The 16,095-nt window shown below is 35.2% G+C and carries 13 protein-coding genes; 6 read left to right on the top strand and 7 right to left on the bottom strand.

The genetic code is table 11. The features are described 5' to 3' along the window. Positions 1-12: 12 nt before the first annotated feature. Positions 13-477: a GNAT family N-acetyltransferase gene (locus tag VB264_RS06305; protein ID WP_323247733.1), complete on the top strand. Its 465-nt coding sequence runs from the start codon at positions 13-15 to the stop codon at positions 475-477. 371 nt (positions 478-848) lie between these two features. Then, positions 849-1,850: a zinc dependent phospholipase C family protein gene (locus VB264_RS06300; protein WP_323247732.1), complete on the top strand. Its 1,002-nt coding sequence runs from the start codon at positions 849-851 to the stop codon at positions 1,848-1,850. Positions 1,851-2,125: 275 nt separating this feature from the next. Here the strand turns inward: VB264_RS06300 and VB264_RS06295 are convergent, their stop codons facing one another. The 5 genes from VB264_RS06295 to VB264_RS06275 form a co-directional block, all read right to left on the bottom strand. Further along, the gene (locus VB264_RS06295) at positions 2,126-3,520 is read right to left on the bottom strand and encodes a tetratricopeptide repeat protein (RefSeq protein ID WP_323247730.1); all 1,395 of its coding nucleotides are present in this window, start codon (positions 3,518-3,520) and stop codon (positions 2,126-2,128) included. Then, positions 3,504-4,853 carry a hypothetical protein gene (locus VB264_RS06290; protein WP_323247728.1) on the bottom strand — a complete coding sequence of 450 codons (1,350 nt, stop codon included), beginning with the start codon at positions 4,851-4,853 and terminating at the stop codon, positions 3,504-3,506. Before VB264_RS06290 ends, VB264_RS06295 begins: the two co-directional genes overlap by 17 nt. 95 nt (positions 4,854-4,948) lie before the next feature. After that, a complete protein-coding gene (locus VB264_RS06285) occupies positions 4,949-5,692 on the bottom strand; it encodes a phosphatase PAP2 family protein (protein ID WP_323247727.1) in 744 nt (247 codons plus the stop codon). Between the two features lie 108 nt (positions 5,693-5,800). Next, entirely contained in the window at positions 5,801-9,880 is a 4,080-nt protein-coding gene (locus VB264_RS06280; protein ID WP_323247726.1) for a two-component regulator propeller domain-containing protein, read from the bottom strand. A 52-nt stretch (positions 9,881-9,932) separates the two neighbouring features. Beyond that, on the bottom strand, positions 9,933-10,574 hold the full coding sequence (locus tag VB264_RS06275) for a hypothetical protein (protein WP_323247724.1): 642 nt from the start codon (positions 10,572-10,574) through the stop codon (positions 9,933-9,935). Between the two features lie 237 nt (positions 10,575-10,811). Here VB264_RS06275 and VB264_RS06270 point away from each other — a divergent pair, with 237 nt between their 5' ends. Next, positions 10,812-11,318 carry a metallophosphoesterase family protein gene (locus VB264_RS06270; RefSeq protein ID WP_323247722.1) on the top strand — a complete coding sequence of 169 codons (507 nt, stop codon included), beginning with the start codon at positions 10,812-10,814 and terminating at the stop codon, positions 11,316-11,318. Positions 11,319-11,432: 114 nt separating this feature from the next. Here the strand turns inward: VB264_RS06270 and VB264_RS06265 are convergent, their stop codons facing one another. Then, complete coding sequence (locus VB264_RS06265; RefSeq protein ID WP_323247720.1) at positions 11,433-12,347, bottom strand: sugar phosphate isomerase/epimerase family protein; 915 nt, start codon at positions 12,345-12,347, stop codon at positions 11,433-11,435. A gap of 303 nt (positions 12,348-12,650) precedes the next feature. Here VB264_RS06265 and VB264_RS06260 point away from each other — a divergent pair, with 303 nt between their 5' ends. Next, on the top strand, positions 12,651-13,289 hold the full coding sequence (locus VB264_RS06260) for an NAD(P)-dependent oxidoreductase (RefSeq protein ID WP_323247718.1): 639 nt from the start codon (positions 12,651-12,653) through the stop codon (positions 13,287-13,289). 36 nt (positions 13,290-13,325) lie between these two features. Here the strand turns inward: VB264_RS06260 and VB264_RS06255 are convergent, their stop codons facing one another. Beyond that, the gene (locus VB264_RS06255; protein ID WP_323247716.1) at positions 13,326-14,282 is read right to left on the bottom strand and encodes a sulfite exporter TauE/SafE family protein; all 957 of its coding nucleotides are present in this window, start codon (positions 14,280-14,282) and stop codon (positions 13,326-13,328) included. A 360-nt stretch (positions 14,283-14,642) separates the two neighbouring features. Here VB264_RS06255 and VB264_RS06250 point away from each other — a divergent pair, with 360 nt between their 5' ends. Both VB264_RS06250 and VB264_RS06245 read left to right on the top strand, forming a co-directional pair. Then, on the top strand, positions 14,643-15,506 hold the full coding sequence (locus VB264_RS06250) for a chromate resistance protein ChrB domain-containing protein (protein WP_323247714.1): 864 nt from the start codon (positions 14,643-14,645) through the stop codon (positions 15,504-15,506). A 64-nt stretch (positions 15,507-15,570) separates the two neighbouring features. After that, complete coding sequence (locus VB264_RS06245) at positions 15,571-16,089, top strand: hypothetical protein (RefSeq protein WP_323247711.1); 519 nt, start codon at positions 15,571-15,573, stop codon at positions 16,087-16,089. The last annotated feature ends 6 nt before the right edge of the window (positions 16,090-16,095 follow it).

Genomic DNA, 16,095 nt, shown 5'->3' with positions numbered 1-16,095 from the left:
AAAGTTAAAAATATGCAATTCCATTACGTGAATTACTCCCCTGATGAATTAGATGAGGTAAGAAAAATATTCATAGAATATGCTGAATACTTAAAGATAGACCTTTGTTTTCAGGATTTTGAGAAAGAATTACAAACGCTATCCAAAGTTTATGCAGCTCCTGCTGGATGTATTATCCTAGCTAAAATCAACGAAGAGATTGTAGGATGTGTTGCCTTGAAACCCATTGCCGAAGGTGTGTGCGAAATGAAGCGTTTGTATGTAAAACCCATTGCCAGAGGGCATAAAGTAGGTAGGAAATTAGTAGAAGAGTTGATCACGTTTGCTAAAAATGCCAATTATCAAACCATGAAATTGGATACTTTAACCACCTTAACAGAAGCGATTGGGCTCTATCGTTCTTTTGGCTTTCAAGCAACATCCGCTTATGTGTACAATCCCTTGGATGAAGTGCTATATTTTGAATTATCACTTTAAAGGTGGATTGAGACCACATAAGAATTAATTATTACATAAATCAATATGACCATAATCGCCATTGTTTAACCTTATCTTTATTGTAATTTCCAGAAACATACTTGTCAATTCAGAGTATGTTTAAATTTCGAAAAGATTTATTATTCAAAGTTATATCTATTTAGGCGTCAGCATTTAGTGAAATTCCACTGTTTGAGCGATAGCGAGTTTGGAATTTCTTGACTTTCTTTTGTTACTTTTCTTGTGTCAAGACAAGAAAAGTAAGGACTTGCGAAAGGAAATATTGTTTTTTTGATATAAACTAAATATAACTTTAAACATATTCTTACAACTAACCCAATCAATAAAATACGTCAATTCAACTAAGACTCATGAAACAATTATCAAAACTTAAACAAATCCTTGCTCTTTTAATCCTGTTAGGCTGTTGTTCTTGGGGCTTTTTAGGCCACAAAACCATTCATCAAATTTCAGCATACGCTTTGCCTAAAAAAATGGCAACGTTCTTTATGAAAAATGAAGACTACATGGTTTATAACTCTGTTCGTCCAGATGTGCGTAGAAATACAGATAAAACAGAAGCACCTAAACACTTTATTGATTTAGATGCCCCTATTTATGGTACTGACCCACTAAACACCATTCCTCATGATTGGGATTCAGCCGTAAAAAAATATACTGCCGATACCCTCAAAAAATATGGTACTTTACCATGGGTAGTTGTAGCAATGCAAGAAAAACTGACAGAGGCTTTCCGCAGTAAAATGAAAGATAGTATTTTGTTTTATGCCGCAGATTTAGGTCATTATGTTTCAGACGCCCATGTGCCTTTGCATACAAGTTATAATTATGATGGACAATTGACTAATCAAAGAGGACTTCACTCGCTTTGGGAAACCGCTGTGCCAGAGATAAACATTGAAAGTTATAACCTTTATACCAAACATAAAGCTAAATATATTAAAGATCCATTGGCTGAGATTTGGGCAAAAATCGCAGCCACCAATAAATTATTGGATGGTGTTTTCAAAGAAGAAATCAATGCCAGCGTAGGCTTTCCAGACGAAAGAAAATTCAAGCGTTCTGAACGTTTCGGACAAATGAGAAAGAATTACACGGGCGAATTTGCCAAGGCTTACGGAGAACGTTTGGGTAATACTATCAACAATCAGATGTTATTATCAAGCGAAAGTGTTGCAGATTTTTGGTACACCGCTTGGGTAAATGCTGGCAAACCAGACCTATCTGATTTAGAGACCGTCACCAAAGAAGACAAAGCAAAATTCAAAATAGCGAAGAAAGCTTGGAAAAATAACGAATTGATTAAAAAAGGTTTGTTACAATCAAGAAAAGCGAAACCAGAAGAGTTTTAATTTTCAACAAACATGAGTCATCCCGAATTTTTCCTAAAATTGTGCGTTTTGGAGACAATTTGTGAGGTTTTCTACTTAATTATCGTCTAGTCCTTACTTTTCTTTCCTTGATGAAAGAAAAGTAACAAAAGAAAATCAAGAATTCCTAAACTCGCTCCGCTCAAACAGTAGGAATTCGGTGTTCATCAATCATAAAAAAGCGGTCAAAATTAGTTTTTCGACCGCTTTTTTATGATTTTGAAATTCGGGATGACTCATGTTTGTGCTGTAAAATATTAAGTACCAACTTCTAATATTTTTTTATTTAACAAATCCAACCACCCTTTACAATTTTTAGTATCACGATGTTCAATACCTAATAAATTTTCAAAGGTTGTATAAGCTTGTTCTAACAATGGCAAGGCTTCATCAAAAAGTTTTAAATCTATTAGCACTGCTGCTAAATTCCATTTTGTTGAAGCTGTTGTAGGATGCGATTCTCCAAAGTTCTTCTCATCAGAAATCACTGCTTTTTCCAATAACTTTTTTGCTCCTTCATAATCCCCTAAATCTTGAAGGACGGTTGCCAAACTAGAGTAACGAACTGCTGTCATAGGATGAGAGACTCCAAAGTTTTTCTCATCTGAAATCAAGGCTTTTTCCAATAAACCTTTAGCCCCTTCATAATCCCCTAAATCTTGAAGAACTGATGCCAAATTAGAGTAACCAACTGCTGTGTTTGGATGGGATTCTCCAAAGGTTTTCTCTGCTGAAATTACTGCTTTTTCCAATAACTTTTTTGCTCCTTCATAATCCCCTAAATTTTGAAGAACTAATGCCAAATTATTTTGATATTCTGCAATAGCATATTTATTGTTAGCTTTTGTAGCTAAATCTAGAGCAAGTTTATATTTGTTACGTGCTTGAGAAAAATCACCTTTTAATTTAAAATAACGCCCATAACTATTTTGAATTTTTGCAAATTGTAAAGAACTATTTCTTTGTAAGTCTATTTTTTCTGCCAATTGACTCATTGATTCATTAAAAAGGAATAGCTTATCTATCAATTGTAAGTAATAAGCTATATGAGAAGCCTTTTGTAATAATTCAAGTTTAAGGTTAATTTCAGTATCTGATAAAGACAGTATTTTTTCCTCTAACCAATCTAATTCATCTTTTTTAGCAGCAAAATCTAAACCTCCTAAAGTGGAGATTTCTAAGGATTTAAACGCTTCATTTTCAGTAGTATTACTTAAAAATTTCACTTCAAATTTTAACAGTATTGAGCGAAAAGACCACCAGTCGGGGATTAGTTCTCTGCATTTTTTAAGAAGTTTGTCATCATTGGGCATTAAACATATATAGGCTATATTTTTGGCAGACAATCTATCTCGGCGTTGGTTAAACCCCATGGCAAAAGCTTCGTCATTAATAAGATATTCGTAGTCTTCAATCACGACAAAACCTTCTTGAATGGCATCTGTTTTGTCTAAAAGTTGAAAATAATCGGTCTCTCGTATTTTGATAGAAAGCAAAGCTCTATCAGAGAAATTAGCTTGTAAGAATTGTATGATTTCTTTTTTTATATCAGCATGGTTATACTGAATAATCACATACCTAAATAACGCAGGTTGTACAACCCGTTGGAGTTTTTTGAGCTGTTTATCAAAATCATCAGTCTTTACCCACATATTCTTGATAGATTGAGGAGTAAGCAATAATAGGATTCACTCTTTTATAAGTACCAGAATTGTATTCCATCACTACAATTTCTTCTAATAATTTCTCAATACCGTCGATAAATGGTGTAGGCTTATTTTCTTTATTGTTTTTTCTTATTTCCTTTAAAACAGTTAATTCCTTTTCAGAAAGAAAACGAGCATCAGCAGATAAATACTTAACAGCCTCCATTAAAGCATTCATCGTTATTTGGGTATCATCATCTTCTAATTCATAGCCTGCATGTTGGAGTAACCGTAATAATTCACGAGGAGAACCCCCACTAAATCTTACGGCAGTTTTTACTACGTCTTCTGATTCAAAAAGACTCTTATCAATTCTTTTATAGACAAATTCTACGAAACGATTAATCGTTGCTTCAACATCAGAACCATCTATTTCTTGGACTTTTATAAATGGGAAAGTGACTACTTCTGAATAATCTTTTACTTGTCTGATTGATTTCATCAGTTCAATCGGTAGGGTCATTAAGCAGTTTGCCCGAATACTTTTGATACTTTCAGCATTTTCAATGATGATTTCCCTTCTTCTTTCTGCCGTTGTTGTTTTTTCCAATCCATCAACAATAAACAAAATATCACGAGCCTCAGAATGGTCACGAAGCCATCTAGCAGCATCTTCTACGAAAATGTTAAATTCTTGTGCAAAATCTACAAAGCGATTCCTGAATACTTTTCTAACAGAATCTGCTCTTTCTTTTGAACCTGTTACTCCGCCTTTTAACTTGCCAACTAACGACAAAAGCCAAGGAAGCCCCCATTTTCCTTCTAATTCTATTTCAATACTCGCAGATTTTTCGATGGAACTATTAATCTCTAACGTTCTTTCCTCGAACCATTTGCTAAGTGACTTTACAACATTCTTATCTAATTGTAAACCTTTCTCTTGTGCTTTCTTGATAAGATTTTCAATCTGACAAATCAAAATGTCCATGTACTCAACATGGTCCATATTCAGTTCAATGTCTATATTACAAACTACACAGAAAAAACCATCTTTATGTTCAATTTCCTCAACAATACGTGCCAATTCCGTGGTTTTACCACTTCCACGCATGCCAGCCAAAAAAACCTTTAGTTTGTTAAATTGATTTGCCTCGAAATTATAAGTTAAGTTTGAAGGGTTTAGATTAAGGGTTCTATAAAGCTTTTTTTCTTTAAAGTCGCCTCTTAAACCTGTAAAGTCAGTATAAAAAGGATGTTCTTTCCCTGGTAGAGGTGCATTGAATTGTAATACACTATCTATCTCGTCTAACTTTATTGCTTTTTTATTGGGTAAGTTCATTCTCTACTCTTTTTATCAAAAATAGTCTATTTTGAAAGAATATTAAAATAGAAGCTTCAAATGTTTATTTAACCATAATCTTTTTAAACTATATCCTAAAACCCAATCACCAAATTTCCTCCAACAACCCTGCCATCATACATAGGCGTAAAAGCTATTTTAGAAGGACTATCACTTGGTTTCTTCCCTAATTTTTGTTTCAACCAAGGGTAAATTACATAAGCCGCTTTCGCAGATAGTATTCCAACACCAGCCCCAACTATTACATCTGAAAACCAATGTCTGTTATTCAATACTCTCAGCGTTCCAGTAGCGGTAGCAACAGTATAAGCACCAACGCCATACCAAATACTTTCGTCGTTATATTCTTCGGCTAAAACAGCCGCACCAAAAAAAGCATTGGCTGTATGACCCGACGGAAAGGAATCTTGTCCAGAAAGGTCAGGACGTAGCACTTTAGTAGTATGCTTTAGCGTAAACACCGTTCCTGACATGATAGTGGCGCCAATCAATAAAACACCAATACGGTCACCCACAGTATGTTTTGCTTTAATGCCCATTAAATCTAACCCGAACACTGCTACATAAGGCGTATATTGAATAATATCATCTACGTGTGTATGGAAGTCTTTATAATATTTATCATGCCATTCTAATTGTTCTTGTTTTAGACTAATACTTTTAAGTACATAACCTCCCGTAAGTAAAGAAGCAGGAACAATGAGTTGTTTGATGGTTAATTTACGAAAGGTAGAATCTCTTTGTTGCGTAAAAGCAGTAGGACATATACTTAGGCAAAGTAAAATAAATAAATAAAAGCTTTTTTTTATATTCATCATTAGACGGGAACGTTAAGTACTTATAGACAATTTAATCTTAATAGTATTGGTTTTACACAACCAAGATACCTAACAAATCTGAAGCAAACTTGAAGATAGTGATAGATATTATAGTGGCGTTTTTTCTAAGTATTCAGATGGCGATTTACCAAATTCCTTTTTAAATATTCTAGTGAAATAAGAAGGGTCATTAAAACCAACCTTATATGCAATCTCCGCAATGGTAAAACTGTCAGTTTCAAGTAATTGAATTGCCTTTTTCAAACGAACATTCTTGATAAACTCGTTTCCTGAAAAGTTTGTTAAGCTTTTTAGTTTTCTATACAACTGCATCGTACTCATGTTCAACTCTCTTTCTAAAAAGGCAATATCCAACGACGTATTCATCATATTTTCCTCTACAATCCTAACTGCTTTTTCTAGAAAATGTTCATCTGAAGAATTTAAGGTGATTTCCTTTGCATTTACTTTCACCTCTTTACTAAACCTTTCTCTTAGTTTTTTCCTGCTTTCCAATAGGTTCTTAACTCTTGCTTCCAACAAGCTAGCATTAAAAGGCTTGGTAATATAATCATCCGCACCGATTTCAAGTCCTGCTAATTTACTTTCATTACTACTTCTAGACGTTAGTATAATTACTGGAATATGGCTGGTACTTTCTTTGGTTTTGACATGCTCGCAAAGCTCACCACCAGTCATTTCAGGCATAATCCAGTCTGAAATGATTAAATCAGGTACTTGCTCTATGGCAATATCAAGGGCTTTTTGACCATTGTTTGCCTCAATTATATTGAAATTTTCAACGAAAATCTCTTTGATATAATTGCGTAAATCGTCGTTATCTTCTGCAATTAATAAAAGCGGAACATTCTTTTTAGGATGTTCGTTTTTATGAGGCTCAATCAAATTATCATGTATATTAATCGGAGGAAGTTCTGAGTCAATAGCATTATCCCGAATCCAATTACTATCGTAGGCATCTTTGTTAATAGGCAAGTGAATGGTAAAGGTACTTCCTTTGCCCAATCGACTACTAACTAGAATCTCTCCTCTGTGTAACTCTATCAACTCTTTACACAGCGCTAACCCTACACCAGTACCTACCACATGTTTCTGAGGGTCTTTACCATGAATCTGGTAAAAACGATTGAATACATTTTGTAAATTTTTACTATCAATCCCAATACCCGTGTCGCTTACGGCAATAATAATTCTTTGATTATCGGCTGGATTTACCGATACTTTTACAACAATTTCACCATCATTATCCGAGAATTTGAAGGCATTTGAAAGTAAATTGGTGACAATTTTTTCTAAAATGTCTGTATCAAAATAAGCTAACAAATAAGGGGTCGATGGTTTGAAAAGAAGGCTGATATTCTTCTGTTCAGCTAGCCCTCTGAATGATTCTGTAATCTGTTGAATAAAATCAATTACATCGTTTTGGGTAATTTCTGGAGATAGCTTGCCAGCTTCTAATTTAGATAAATCGAGTAATTGATTTATCAGTTTTTGCAATTGCTTGGCATTTCTATAAATAGATTCCGTCCTTTTGCGTTGCGAATCTGGAATGTCTTTGTTTTCGGCTAAATATTTTTCTAAGGGACTGATAATCAGTGTTAGAGGGGTTCTGAACTCATGGGAAATATTAGTAAAGAAATTAGTTTTTAGTCGGTCTAATTCCTGTACTTGTTCTTTTTCTCTTTCTTGTAATTGTACATCCAATTTCAAACGCTCACGAATGAGCACGACTCTTCTGGTGAAATAAAGCCCAATACCCACAATGATTAAATAAAAGAAATACGCCCACCAAGTTCTGTACCAAGGGGGTAATATCGTAATGTGTAGCATGGCTTCTCTTTGATTCCAAACGCCATCATTATTGGTCGCTTTTACCCTGAATAGATAGCTTCCTGCATTCAAGTTGGTATAGTTGGCAGTTCTTTGTGTCCCTACATAGTTCCACTCTTTATCAAAACCTTGTAGCACATAAGCATATTGGTTATTCTTGAACTGTTGGAAATCCAAGGCAGTAAAATCAATTGAAAATACATTCTGATCTGACGCTAGTTCTAATTCCTCTGTTTGAGAAATATCTTGCTGCAAAGGCGAGCCGGGTTGCCCTACCACCACGTACTTATTGAACAATTTTAAGCCTGTAATATATACATTGGGTACTATATTACTTTCAATCAGACTGTCTGGATGAAAAATGTTGAGTCCTTCTGTACCACCAAAAAATATTTCACCACGATTGTTTTGAGCATAAGCATTCAGCAAAAACTCTGAGCCTTGAAGCCCATCAGCTTTTGTATAGTTCTTGAATGAATTGCTATAAGTTATAAATTGTGAAATACCTTGATTGGTCGATAACCACAAATGATAATGATGGTCTTCAACAATTCCCTTGATGGTATTATTGGGTAATCCATCTTCTGTTCTCCAAACTTTAAAATTTCTGGTAGTTGGTTGATAAAGGTTCAAACCACCACCATTCGTGCCTATCCAGATTTGTTTGCGGGAATCCTGAAATATTTTATTGATTTGATTAGCACTTAATCCATCCGAGCGGTTTGATTTACGGATATGAACAATTTGCCTTTTCTTTTGATTATAACAATAAATACCATTATTGTAAGTCCCAATCCAAAGTGTACCGTTTTCTTCTTCTAAGATGGAATTAATGTGCATGCCCAATAATACCCCTTTACGGTTGAGGTCTTGAACAGGACTGAATTCGCCCGTCTGTTTGTTGAATAACAAAATGCCTTCTTCTTGTGTACCTATCCACAAATGTTTTGGTTTTCTGGCAGGACTCAAACAAGTAAGGTGTGTTGTATTGCTACCATCATCATAAGGATACAGTATAAAAGAGTTACTGCCTTTTTTCATAATCCTAAGCCCAATTTCCCACGTTAACACTGATAGGTCTCCATCATTATCATAATATAAATTATTGATGTCATTGGTGCTAGTAGTGGCATGAGAAGGGCTGATAAAATAATGTGAAAAGGTATTTTTAGCCCTATCAAATAGTGTCAGACCATTATTACTACCAATCCAAACTCGGTTAGGGTCGTTTTCACAGGCGATGGCTGTTACTTTATCTCGTAATAAATTTTGAGTAGAGTTTACCTTGTGACGGTATAATTTGAAGTTATTCCGATGTCTGTAATGTACGTTCAATCCTGCTTCCCAAGTACTAATCCAAACATTGTTATCTCGGTCTACAAAAATACATTGAATAGCATGCGAGCTTAACCCTGTTTCAGAATCAGGATTGGATTCTATGTAGCTAAGCTGGTCATAATTGTTGTTTTTTACAAGAAAAACTCCATTGTCCGTACCAATCCAAAGCGTGCCATCTTTGTCATAAACCAAATCAGTAATCAAATTAGCTCGATTATTCTGATTAGGACTGTATAGCACCTGAGTGAACACATTTGTTTTCGGGTTCAGTGAATACAAGCCATTGCCTCGTGTCCCTACTAAAATTTTTCCTTGTGGGTCTTCTACCAAACAAGTAATTTGATTTTTACGAGGAGGAAGATTGCTTTGAAGACGAACCGTATTGGCATGATTGTTTTTGTCAATATGGGTTATTACGCCATAATGCCCACCCAACCAAAGCGTGTTCTTTTTATCTTGAAAAACCAAGGAAATATCATTGGTCGTCAATAGCTCTGATTCCACCAAACGCCATTTGATGGTTTTTTGTTGGTTATCAAAACAAAGCAAGCCATAACCATAAGTAGAAACCCATATTTTATTATCGGGCGATGCAATGATAGACGAAATGCTGAGTCCACCGATATTAGTTTTATCGTCTGCTTGTTTGAAATGAATAAAATTTCCTGTGGTTTTGTCGAGTTTATTTACGCCACCATCAAAAGTACCTACCCAAAGGTTGCCTTCTTGGTCTTCGGTAATACATGAAATGGTACTACTACTAATAGAATTGGGGTCGTTAGAGATATGTCGATAAACGGTGAACTGGTAGCCGTCGTATTTATTAAGGCCGTCTTTCGTGGCAAACCAAATAAATCCTTTTTTATCTTGAAAGATTTGCCCTACCGTACTTTGCGATAAGCCTCTTTGTGTACTAATACGGCTGAATTTCAGTTGTGCCACCAAAGGTGTAAGCCAACTGTTACAGAACAACAATATGAGTACAATACGTAATTTCATCAAAAAATTAATCTTCCTTATGCAATTTAGGAAAATTTCAATAAAAGCTGGTTTAATTCACAGAATGGTACAACAGAAAACTTAGTAATCTTTCGTAAGTCAATAGTTCATCAGGACTAGAGCCATTACTCATCAAAATATCACGGTGTTTGTTCGATAAATCTAAAAAGTGTTTATCATGGGTCAACTTTGCGGTGATGATACCCTTATAACTACGATGCAATTGGTTGTATAAGTATTTGCAAGGCTTAGAAAGATGCAGATTAAAAATATTATTTAATGCTGGTAAGCTATCCGATTCATTCATAAAATGAAATCCTCTTTGTTCCAAAAACTCTTTCACTATTTCACAAACATCATCCAAATCGTTTTCATTCAAAATCTTATATCTAAAATATTTGGCATCATTAAATTTCCCAATTGAGATGACTAAAGTATTAGAATCTGACCAGAAGTCACGGGTATTCCCCAGAAACTGTTGGGCTATCTGCTCTACTTGGTTGTTTCTGCAACCAATATTTACTTCTAGCCAAGTTTCATTATCATAAGAAGTTGCCGTAAAAATTACGTTCTGGAAGCCTGTTGGTGTAATTTTTCGAAATTGTTTTTTATCTGCTAACAGCTCAAAATTGTGCATACTGAAAAACGGTTTAAGTTTTTCATAAAGGGTAGTTTCAAATGGTTTCACTGGCATAAAGCAACAAATTAGCTGGTTTGTTTTTCTATTTTTCTCAAGTAAATCTCGAAATACTTAACTTAGTAGTCTTTCGATTTAAACAGCTTCAATATATATTCAACTATTTTTGTTCAATCTTTGCTAAAGAATTTATATATGCAAATATACATATTCACGAGATTTAATCTTTAATAATCAATATTCCTCTCTGTTTCCTTTATTGAAAACGGAAGATTTGGCGACTTAGTGAAAATTATGCAAAAAATTTTAATTATTTCCGATACTCATAGTTTTCTTGACGAACGTCTTTTCCCTCATATCGACTGGTGCGACCATATTTGGCACGCAGGAGATTGGGGCATTGTAGCGGTTTCGGATACCCTTGAGGCCTTAAAGCCTATCCAAGGGGTATATGGCAATATTGATGATGCTACAGTGAGGCAAATTTATCCAAAAATAAATCATTTTACTTGCGAAGAACTCAATATTGGAATGACACACATCGCAGGAGCGCCATCAAGTTATAAACCCGATGCCCTTGAATGTTTTAGGATAAAAACACCTGATATTTTTGTGTGTGGACATTCGCATATTCTACAAGTAAAAAGAGATTTACATAGAAATGGAATGCTTTTTATTAATCCTGGAGCAGCAGGAACGCATGGTTTTCATAAAGTGCAAACGGCAGTGAGGCTAAAGATAGAGGGCAAAAGAATCTTTGATGTAGAAGTGATAGAGATGAATAGGAGGGCGAAGGAGTAGGGTTGTTACTCATGTTGTGTGTCCCAGACCATGGTTTAAAACTTATTCCTATTAGGGTGCGACTTAAGTCGCACCCTAATAGGAATATTAGTCATACCATCAGTAATGGCAAAACTAAATTTTAAACCCGATTTTATCTTTTAAAAATGCTTTACTGATTTCTGCTGATTGCAATGGAGTACGTGTTTTTTCAGGTACGCCGTCCAATTCAACAATCGCCCATTTTTTATAGTTAATCTTTTGAAGATTATCGAATACTGCTTTTAAATCGACGTTCCCTTGTCCTAATTCCATAAATTTGTATGCCTTAGGGTCATTTGGTTTATCAGCCAAAGGACTTTTTACATCTTTGATGTGCAATGCACCAATGATGTCTTTGTATTGCAATACCGCTTTAGCAGGTACGCCACCTCCTTGATGATAATGGGCTACGTCCAATAATAATTTCATGTATTTAGGATTCATATCTTGCACGATGATATCCACTTCCTCTGGCGTTTCTCCCAATTGGTGCATGTGATTATGATACACAGCCTGAATACCCAAATCGGCAGTTTGTTTACCGATTTCGTTCATTACGAATGCCAAACGTTTTAATTCTTCCGTACTTGGTAATCTGTCTTTCGGACGAGCTGAATTGGTTAATTGAATAGAAGTACCGCCCAATGCCTTTACAAAGCTGGCGTGAGCCACGTGATAATCTATCGTACTAGCTTCTTTGGCTGGGTCGATTTCAACATTACCACTTGAAAACATCGGTAATGCCAAACCATTGGCCGCAATAATATCTTTTAATTCTTGCACTTTGGTTTTGTACGTATCATACGCATTAGCACGCAACTGTACCCCTTTGAAACCCAATGATGAAATATCTTTCATCGCATCAAGGTCTTTGCCTCCCCACGTAATAGCAGAATAGGCTAATTGAAGATTAGGAACTTTAGCAGCCAAACTTTCAAAAGAAAGCAATGAAGCAGAAGCTAGTAAACCTGCTTGATAAAGGAAATCACGACGAGATATTTCAGACATTTTCTTAGTTTATTATAAAGGTTTTAATACGTTTTCTTCAAAAGGATAAAGGTATGCTAAACTACTGTGATTCACTTGGAAATTTATTCACTTACTTTCACTGAACGTGCCTGCTAAATGTGGTGATTAAAATTTTACACATAGACTTTGCCCCATAGTCAGGTTATTTTACTAATTTTACGTATTAGACTCTTTGTTTAAAATATTGATCTGAATACTCGCCTTACAAAAATGTAAGCGAACTGATTGTTTTCACTTGAAGACAGTCTGAATTTATATTTTCAATTTTTAATCAAGAGTACTATGCAACAGTCAATAAAACTTGCCATCATCGGTGGTACAGGTAAGTCAGGAAAATACCTTGTTCAAGCGTTATTAAATCAAGGTTTTTATTTCAAAATGCTTCTTAGAAATCCTGATAATTTTCACATTCAAAGTCCTCAAATTGAAATCATCAAAGGCGATGCCCGCGACTATCATGCTATTTTGAGCCTTGTAGAAGGCTGTCAAGCTGTTATTAGTACAATTGGGCAACCTGTGGGTGAAAGCTCTATTTTTGGAGATGCTACCAGAAACGTATTGCAAGCAATGAAGGAATGTAATATCAATAGGTATATTGTTACTACAGGACTAAACGTTGATACGCCGTTTGATAACAAAAGTCCTAAAACCAAATTTGGGACAGACTGGATGAAGCAAAATTATCCGAATACTACTGCCGACAAACAGCAAGAATACGAAATGTTGGTAGATAGTGAAATCGATTGGACGTTGATAAGATTACCTATGATAGAACAAACAGATGCTAAAGGCAATATTGATGTCAGTTTGGAAGATTGTACAGGAGATAAAATAAGTGCCACCGATTTAGCTGATTTTATCATCAAACAATTGTTTGAAAATCAGTATGTTCGAGCGGCACCTTTTATTACTAATATCTAAAAACTAATCTGGTAACTTAGTTAAGTTTGAAGGAAATTATCCGATAAGTTTCTTCAAACTTGCTAAGATTACTACAATACCTACCATAATCATTAATGCTTTTACTGGCAATTTACTTGATAAGCGAGCCGCAATAGGTGCTGCTACGATACCCCCAAGAATTAAGCCCAGAATGACCTGCCATTGCGAAAAGCCAATCACAAAAATGAAGGTTAATGAAGACGAAAGCGAGATAAAGAACTCCGCCAAGTTTACTGAACCAATCGTATATTTTGGATGACGTCCCGAAGCAATCAATGTCGAAGAAACGATAGGTCCCCAACCGCCACCACCAATAGAGTCCATCATTCCACCAAACCATGCTAAAGGCCCAATCATTTTAATGTTTTTCTTTTGTTGTCTTTTTACTAAGGCTTTTTGAATAATAACAACACCCAGAATTAAAGTATAAGTAGAGACGGCTGGTTTTACATATTGCATATAGCTTTCGGCTAAGGTAGAAAGCGCATAAGCACCTAATACAGCCCCGATAACCCCTGGAATCAATACAGCTTTAAATAGTTTGGAATTAACATTGCCAAATTTTAAGTGCATATAGCCCGATACCCCACTCGTGAAAATCTCAGATGCGTGCACGCTCATTGAAATTACTGCTGGTGACACGCCAACGTTGGCTAAAAAAGTAGAAGCCGTAACACCATAAGCCATTCCTAAAGCTCCGTCAATCATTTGAGCGATAAAGCCCCCTAAAATATAATATAGTATATCAGAATTTATTTCATGAAGACCTGTAGTAATTGTTTGAATAGTTATATAAGTAAAAACAAAATACCCTACAATCATCAAAGCTAATGCATTAAAGAAGTGAATGGCTACTTCATAAGATGTTCTTTCACGTTTCCAAATCTTAATAATGGCTTCTTCAAAAGGGTTTTTGGATGACTTCTTTTTCTCAACAACTTGTTCAAGATTAGTCGGTGATTCTATTTCCATAAAAAATTAAATTCTTAGTTTCCTACAAAGTTAATAGAGTTAAATAAATCTACAAGACAAGTAGAGTAATTATTTTAAATTTAATCTTCTTGTAATAAATCCTTATTTTGCCGTCATTTATCAAAAAACATTCATTCATTGATTAATTAATCAATACAATTTAAGCAACGTTTTTATTTGTCATAAACAAAGATAACTAGGAGTTTGAAATGCTGCCGCAACGGCGAAACACGGGCTGCTGCCCACCCATGTCAAATTGTATTTCAAAATTGCACTTTTTCCAACAATTTCAATGAACTATAAAGATATGGACGGCGGACCGGTCACCAATGACTATTTACCAATCACTATTTACTACTTATGAAATGGATAACCCGAGAAAAACCAAAGATTGATAGAATAGCTTGTCCGTGGTTGATTAAAAAATACATTGATTCAGACGCAGAATTTATTTTTGTTCCTTTTGATGCTGTAATCCAGCAAGCTGAAGCAATAGGAGCAATACCCTTTGATGTCCCGAACGTAGAACTATCCCATCAATTGGGCTTATGTACTTTCGACTGTTTGATTGAAAAATACAATATCGATGACGAAGCTGTTCATACAATGGCGGTAATAGTACGTGGTGCCGACACTGACAGACATGATATTGCGCCACAATCTGCAGGATTATGGGCAATAGCCTCGGGCATGGCACATAATATTCAAGATGACCACGAATTACTGAAACAAGGGATGGTGATTTATGATGGCTTATACAGTTGGGCAAAATACCTGCAATCAGTAAAGCATTTTCAGAATCCTTTTGAAAACCTGTTAGTTGATGTCTTTCAAAAAGTATTTCACCCCGCTACTAAAAGTAATCGTAAGACGCCTGTATGGGCAAAAGAATTAAAGGATATTATTCAAGACCAAATAGATACCAATCTGACTTTAAGCTTGAAAGAAATTTCAAAAGAGTTGGATGTAAATCCTGCTTATCTTTCCAGAGAATTCTCTAAGTACTTTGAAAACCTATCTTTTGGTGAATACATCCGCAAACTACGAATTGAAAAGGCGATAGAACTATTGAGTAGTACTAATCACTCTTTAACAGAGATAGCGTATTTAACAGGTTTTTCAGACCAGAGTCATTTTACAAGAATCTTCAAAAAATATACAGGCGAAAACCCCTCAGTTTTCAAAAAAAATATCACAAAAAGTAAGTTTGATACAAAAAGTTAATTATGTGCTATTTTGAGTAGGATTATTCTTGAAATTTTGTCGGGAACAATCCTTAATTCTTACAATGAAAAACAAAATTACTTACCTTATCTTATTACTTTCTTTGTCTTTTAGCTTTTTTGCACAGCAACCTTCTCCTGAAAACACCTATCCCAAAATTGTAGGCTATATGGGTATTTTGCACCCTATTACTACTTGGTCGGCTGATGGCACTAGTACATCAAATTTTGGGTCAAGTTATACGATTGGCTTCCCGACGGGCATCAATATCCTGAAAAGTGATAAAATAGGATTCAGTTTTGAGTTTGTCCCAACGATTCGCTCAGAAAATGGAGTGAGTAAGGTGAACAATTTCTTGTTCCATCCGGGTGTAATGTTTCGATTTAAGCATGGACTTACTTTAGTAACAAGAGCAGCCTTTGAAACGGGCGGAAGATATGGCTTTACACCCGTGTTAAATAAAGTGGTTAAAAAGAACAAGCATTCCAACTACTTTATAGCTGTCCCATTGCCTGTCCGTTTTGGCAATGATAAACCTACTTCTTATACGCTAGGTTTTCAGTTTGGAGTAGGCTTCTTTTAAAGTATA

The sequence above is a fragment of the Arcicella aquatica genome, from assembly GCF_034928825.1.
GTDB classification, from domain to species: Bacteria; Bacteroidota; Bacteroidia; order Cytophagales; family Spirosomataceae; genus Arcicella; species Arcicella aquatica.
Note: the sequence above shows the minus strand (reverse complement) of the source record. Positions and strands in the feature narration are given on the sequence as shown.

Excerpts from the sequence above, each read along its gene's own strand:
- VB264_RS06305 (WP_323247733.1), top strand. The coding sequence starts at position 13 with ATGCAATTCCATTACGTGAATTACTCCCCTGATGAATTAGATGAGGTA.
- VB264_RS06300 (WP_323247732.1), top strand. The coding sequence starts at position 849 with ATGAAACAATTATCAAAACTTAAACAAATCCTTGCTCTTTTAATCCTG.
- VB264_RS06295 (WP_323247730.1), bottom strand. The coding sequence starts at position 3,520 with ATGTGGGTAAAGACTGATGATTTTGATAAACAGCTCAAAAAACTCCAA.
- VB264_RS06290 (WP_323247728.1), bottom strand. The coding sequence starts at position 4,853 with ATGAACTTACCCAATAAAAAAGCAATAAAGTTAGACGAGATAGATAGT.
- VB264_RS06285 (WP_323247727.1), bottom strand. The coding sequence starts at position 5,692 with ATGATGAATATAAAAAAAAGCTTTTATTTATTTATTTTACTTTGCCTA.
- VB264_RS06280 (WP_323247726.1), bottom strand. The coding sequence starts at position 9,880 with ATGAAATTACGTATTGTACTCATATTGTTGTTCTGTAACAGTTGGCTT.
- VB264_RS06275 (WP_323247724.1), bottom strand. The coding sequence starts at position 10,574 with ATGCCAGTGAAACCATTTGAAACTACCCTTTATGAAAAACTTAAACCG.
- VB264_RS06270 (WP_323247722.1), top strand. The coding sequence starts at position 10,812 with ATGCAAAAAATTTTAATTATTTCCGATACTCATAGTTTTCTTGACGAA.
- VB264_RS06265 (WP_323247720.1), bottom strand. The coding sequence starts at position 12,347 with ATGTCTGAAATATCTCGTCGTGATTTCCTTTATCAAGCAGGTTTACTA.
- VB264_RS06260 (WP_323247718.1), top strand. The coding sequence starts at position 12,651 with ATGCAACAGTCAATAAAACTTGCCATCATCGGTGGTACAGGTAAGTCA.
- VB264_RS06255 (WP_323247716.1), bottom strand. The coding sequence starts at position 14,282 with ATGGAAATAGAATCACCGACTAATCTTGAACAAGTTGTTGAGAAAAAG.
- VB264_RS06250 (WP_323247714.1), top strand. The coding sequence starts at position 14,643 with ATGAAATGGATAACCCGAGAAAAACCAAAGATTGATAGAATAGCTTGT.
- VB264_RS06245 (WP_323247711.1), top strand. The coding sequence starts at position 15,571 with ATGAAAAACAAAATTACTTACCTTATCTTATTACTTTCTTTGTCTTTT.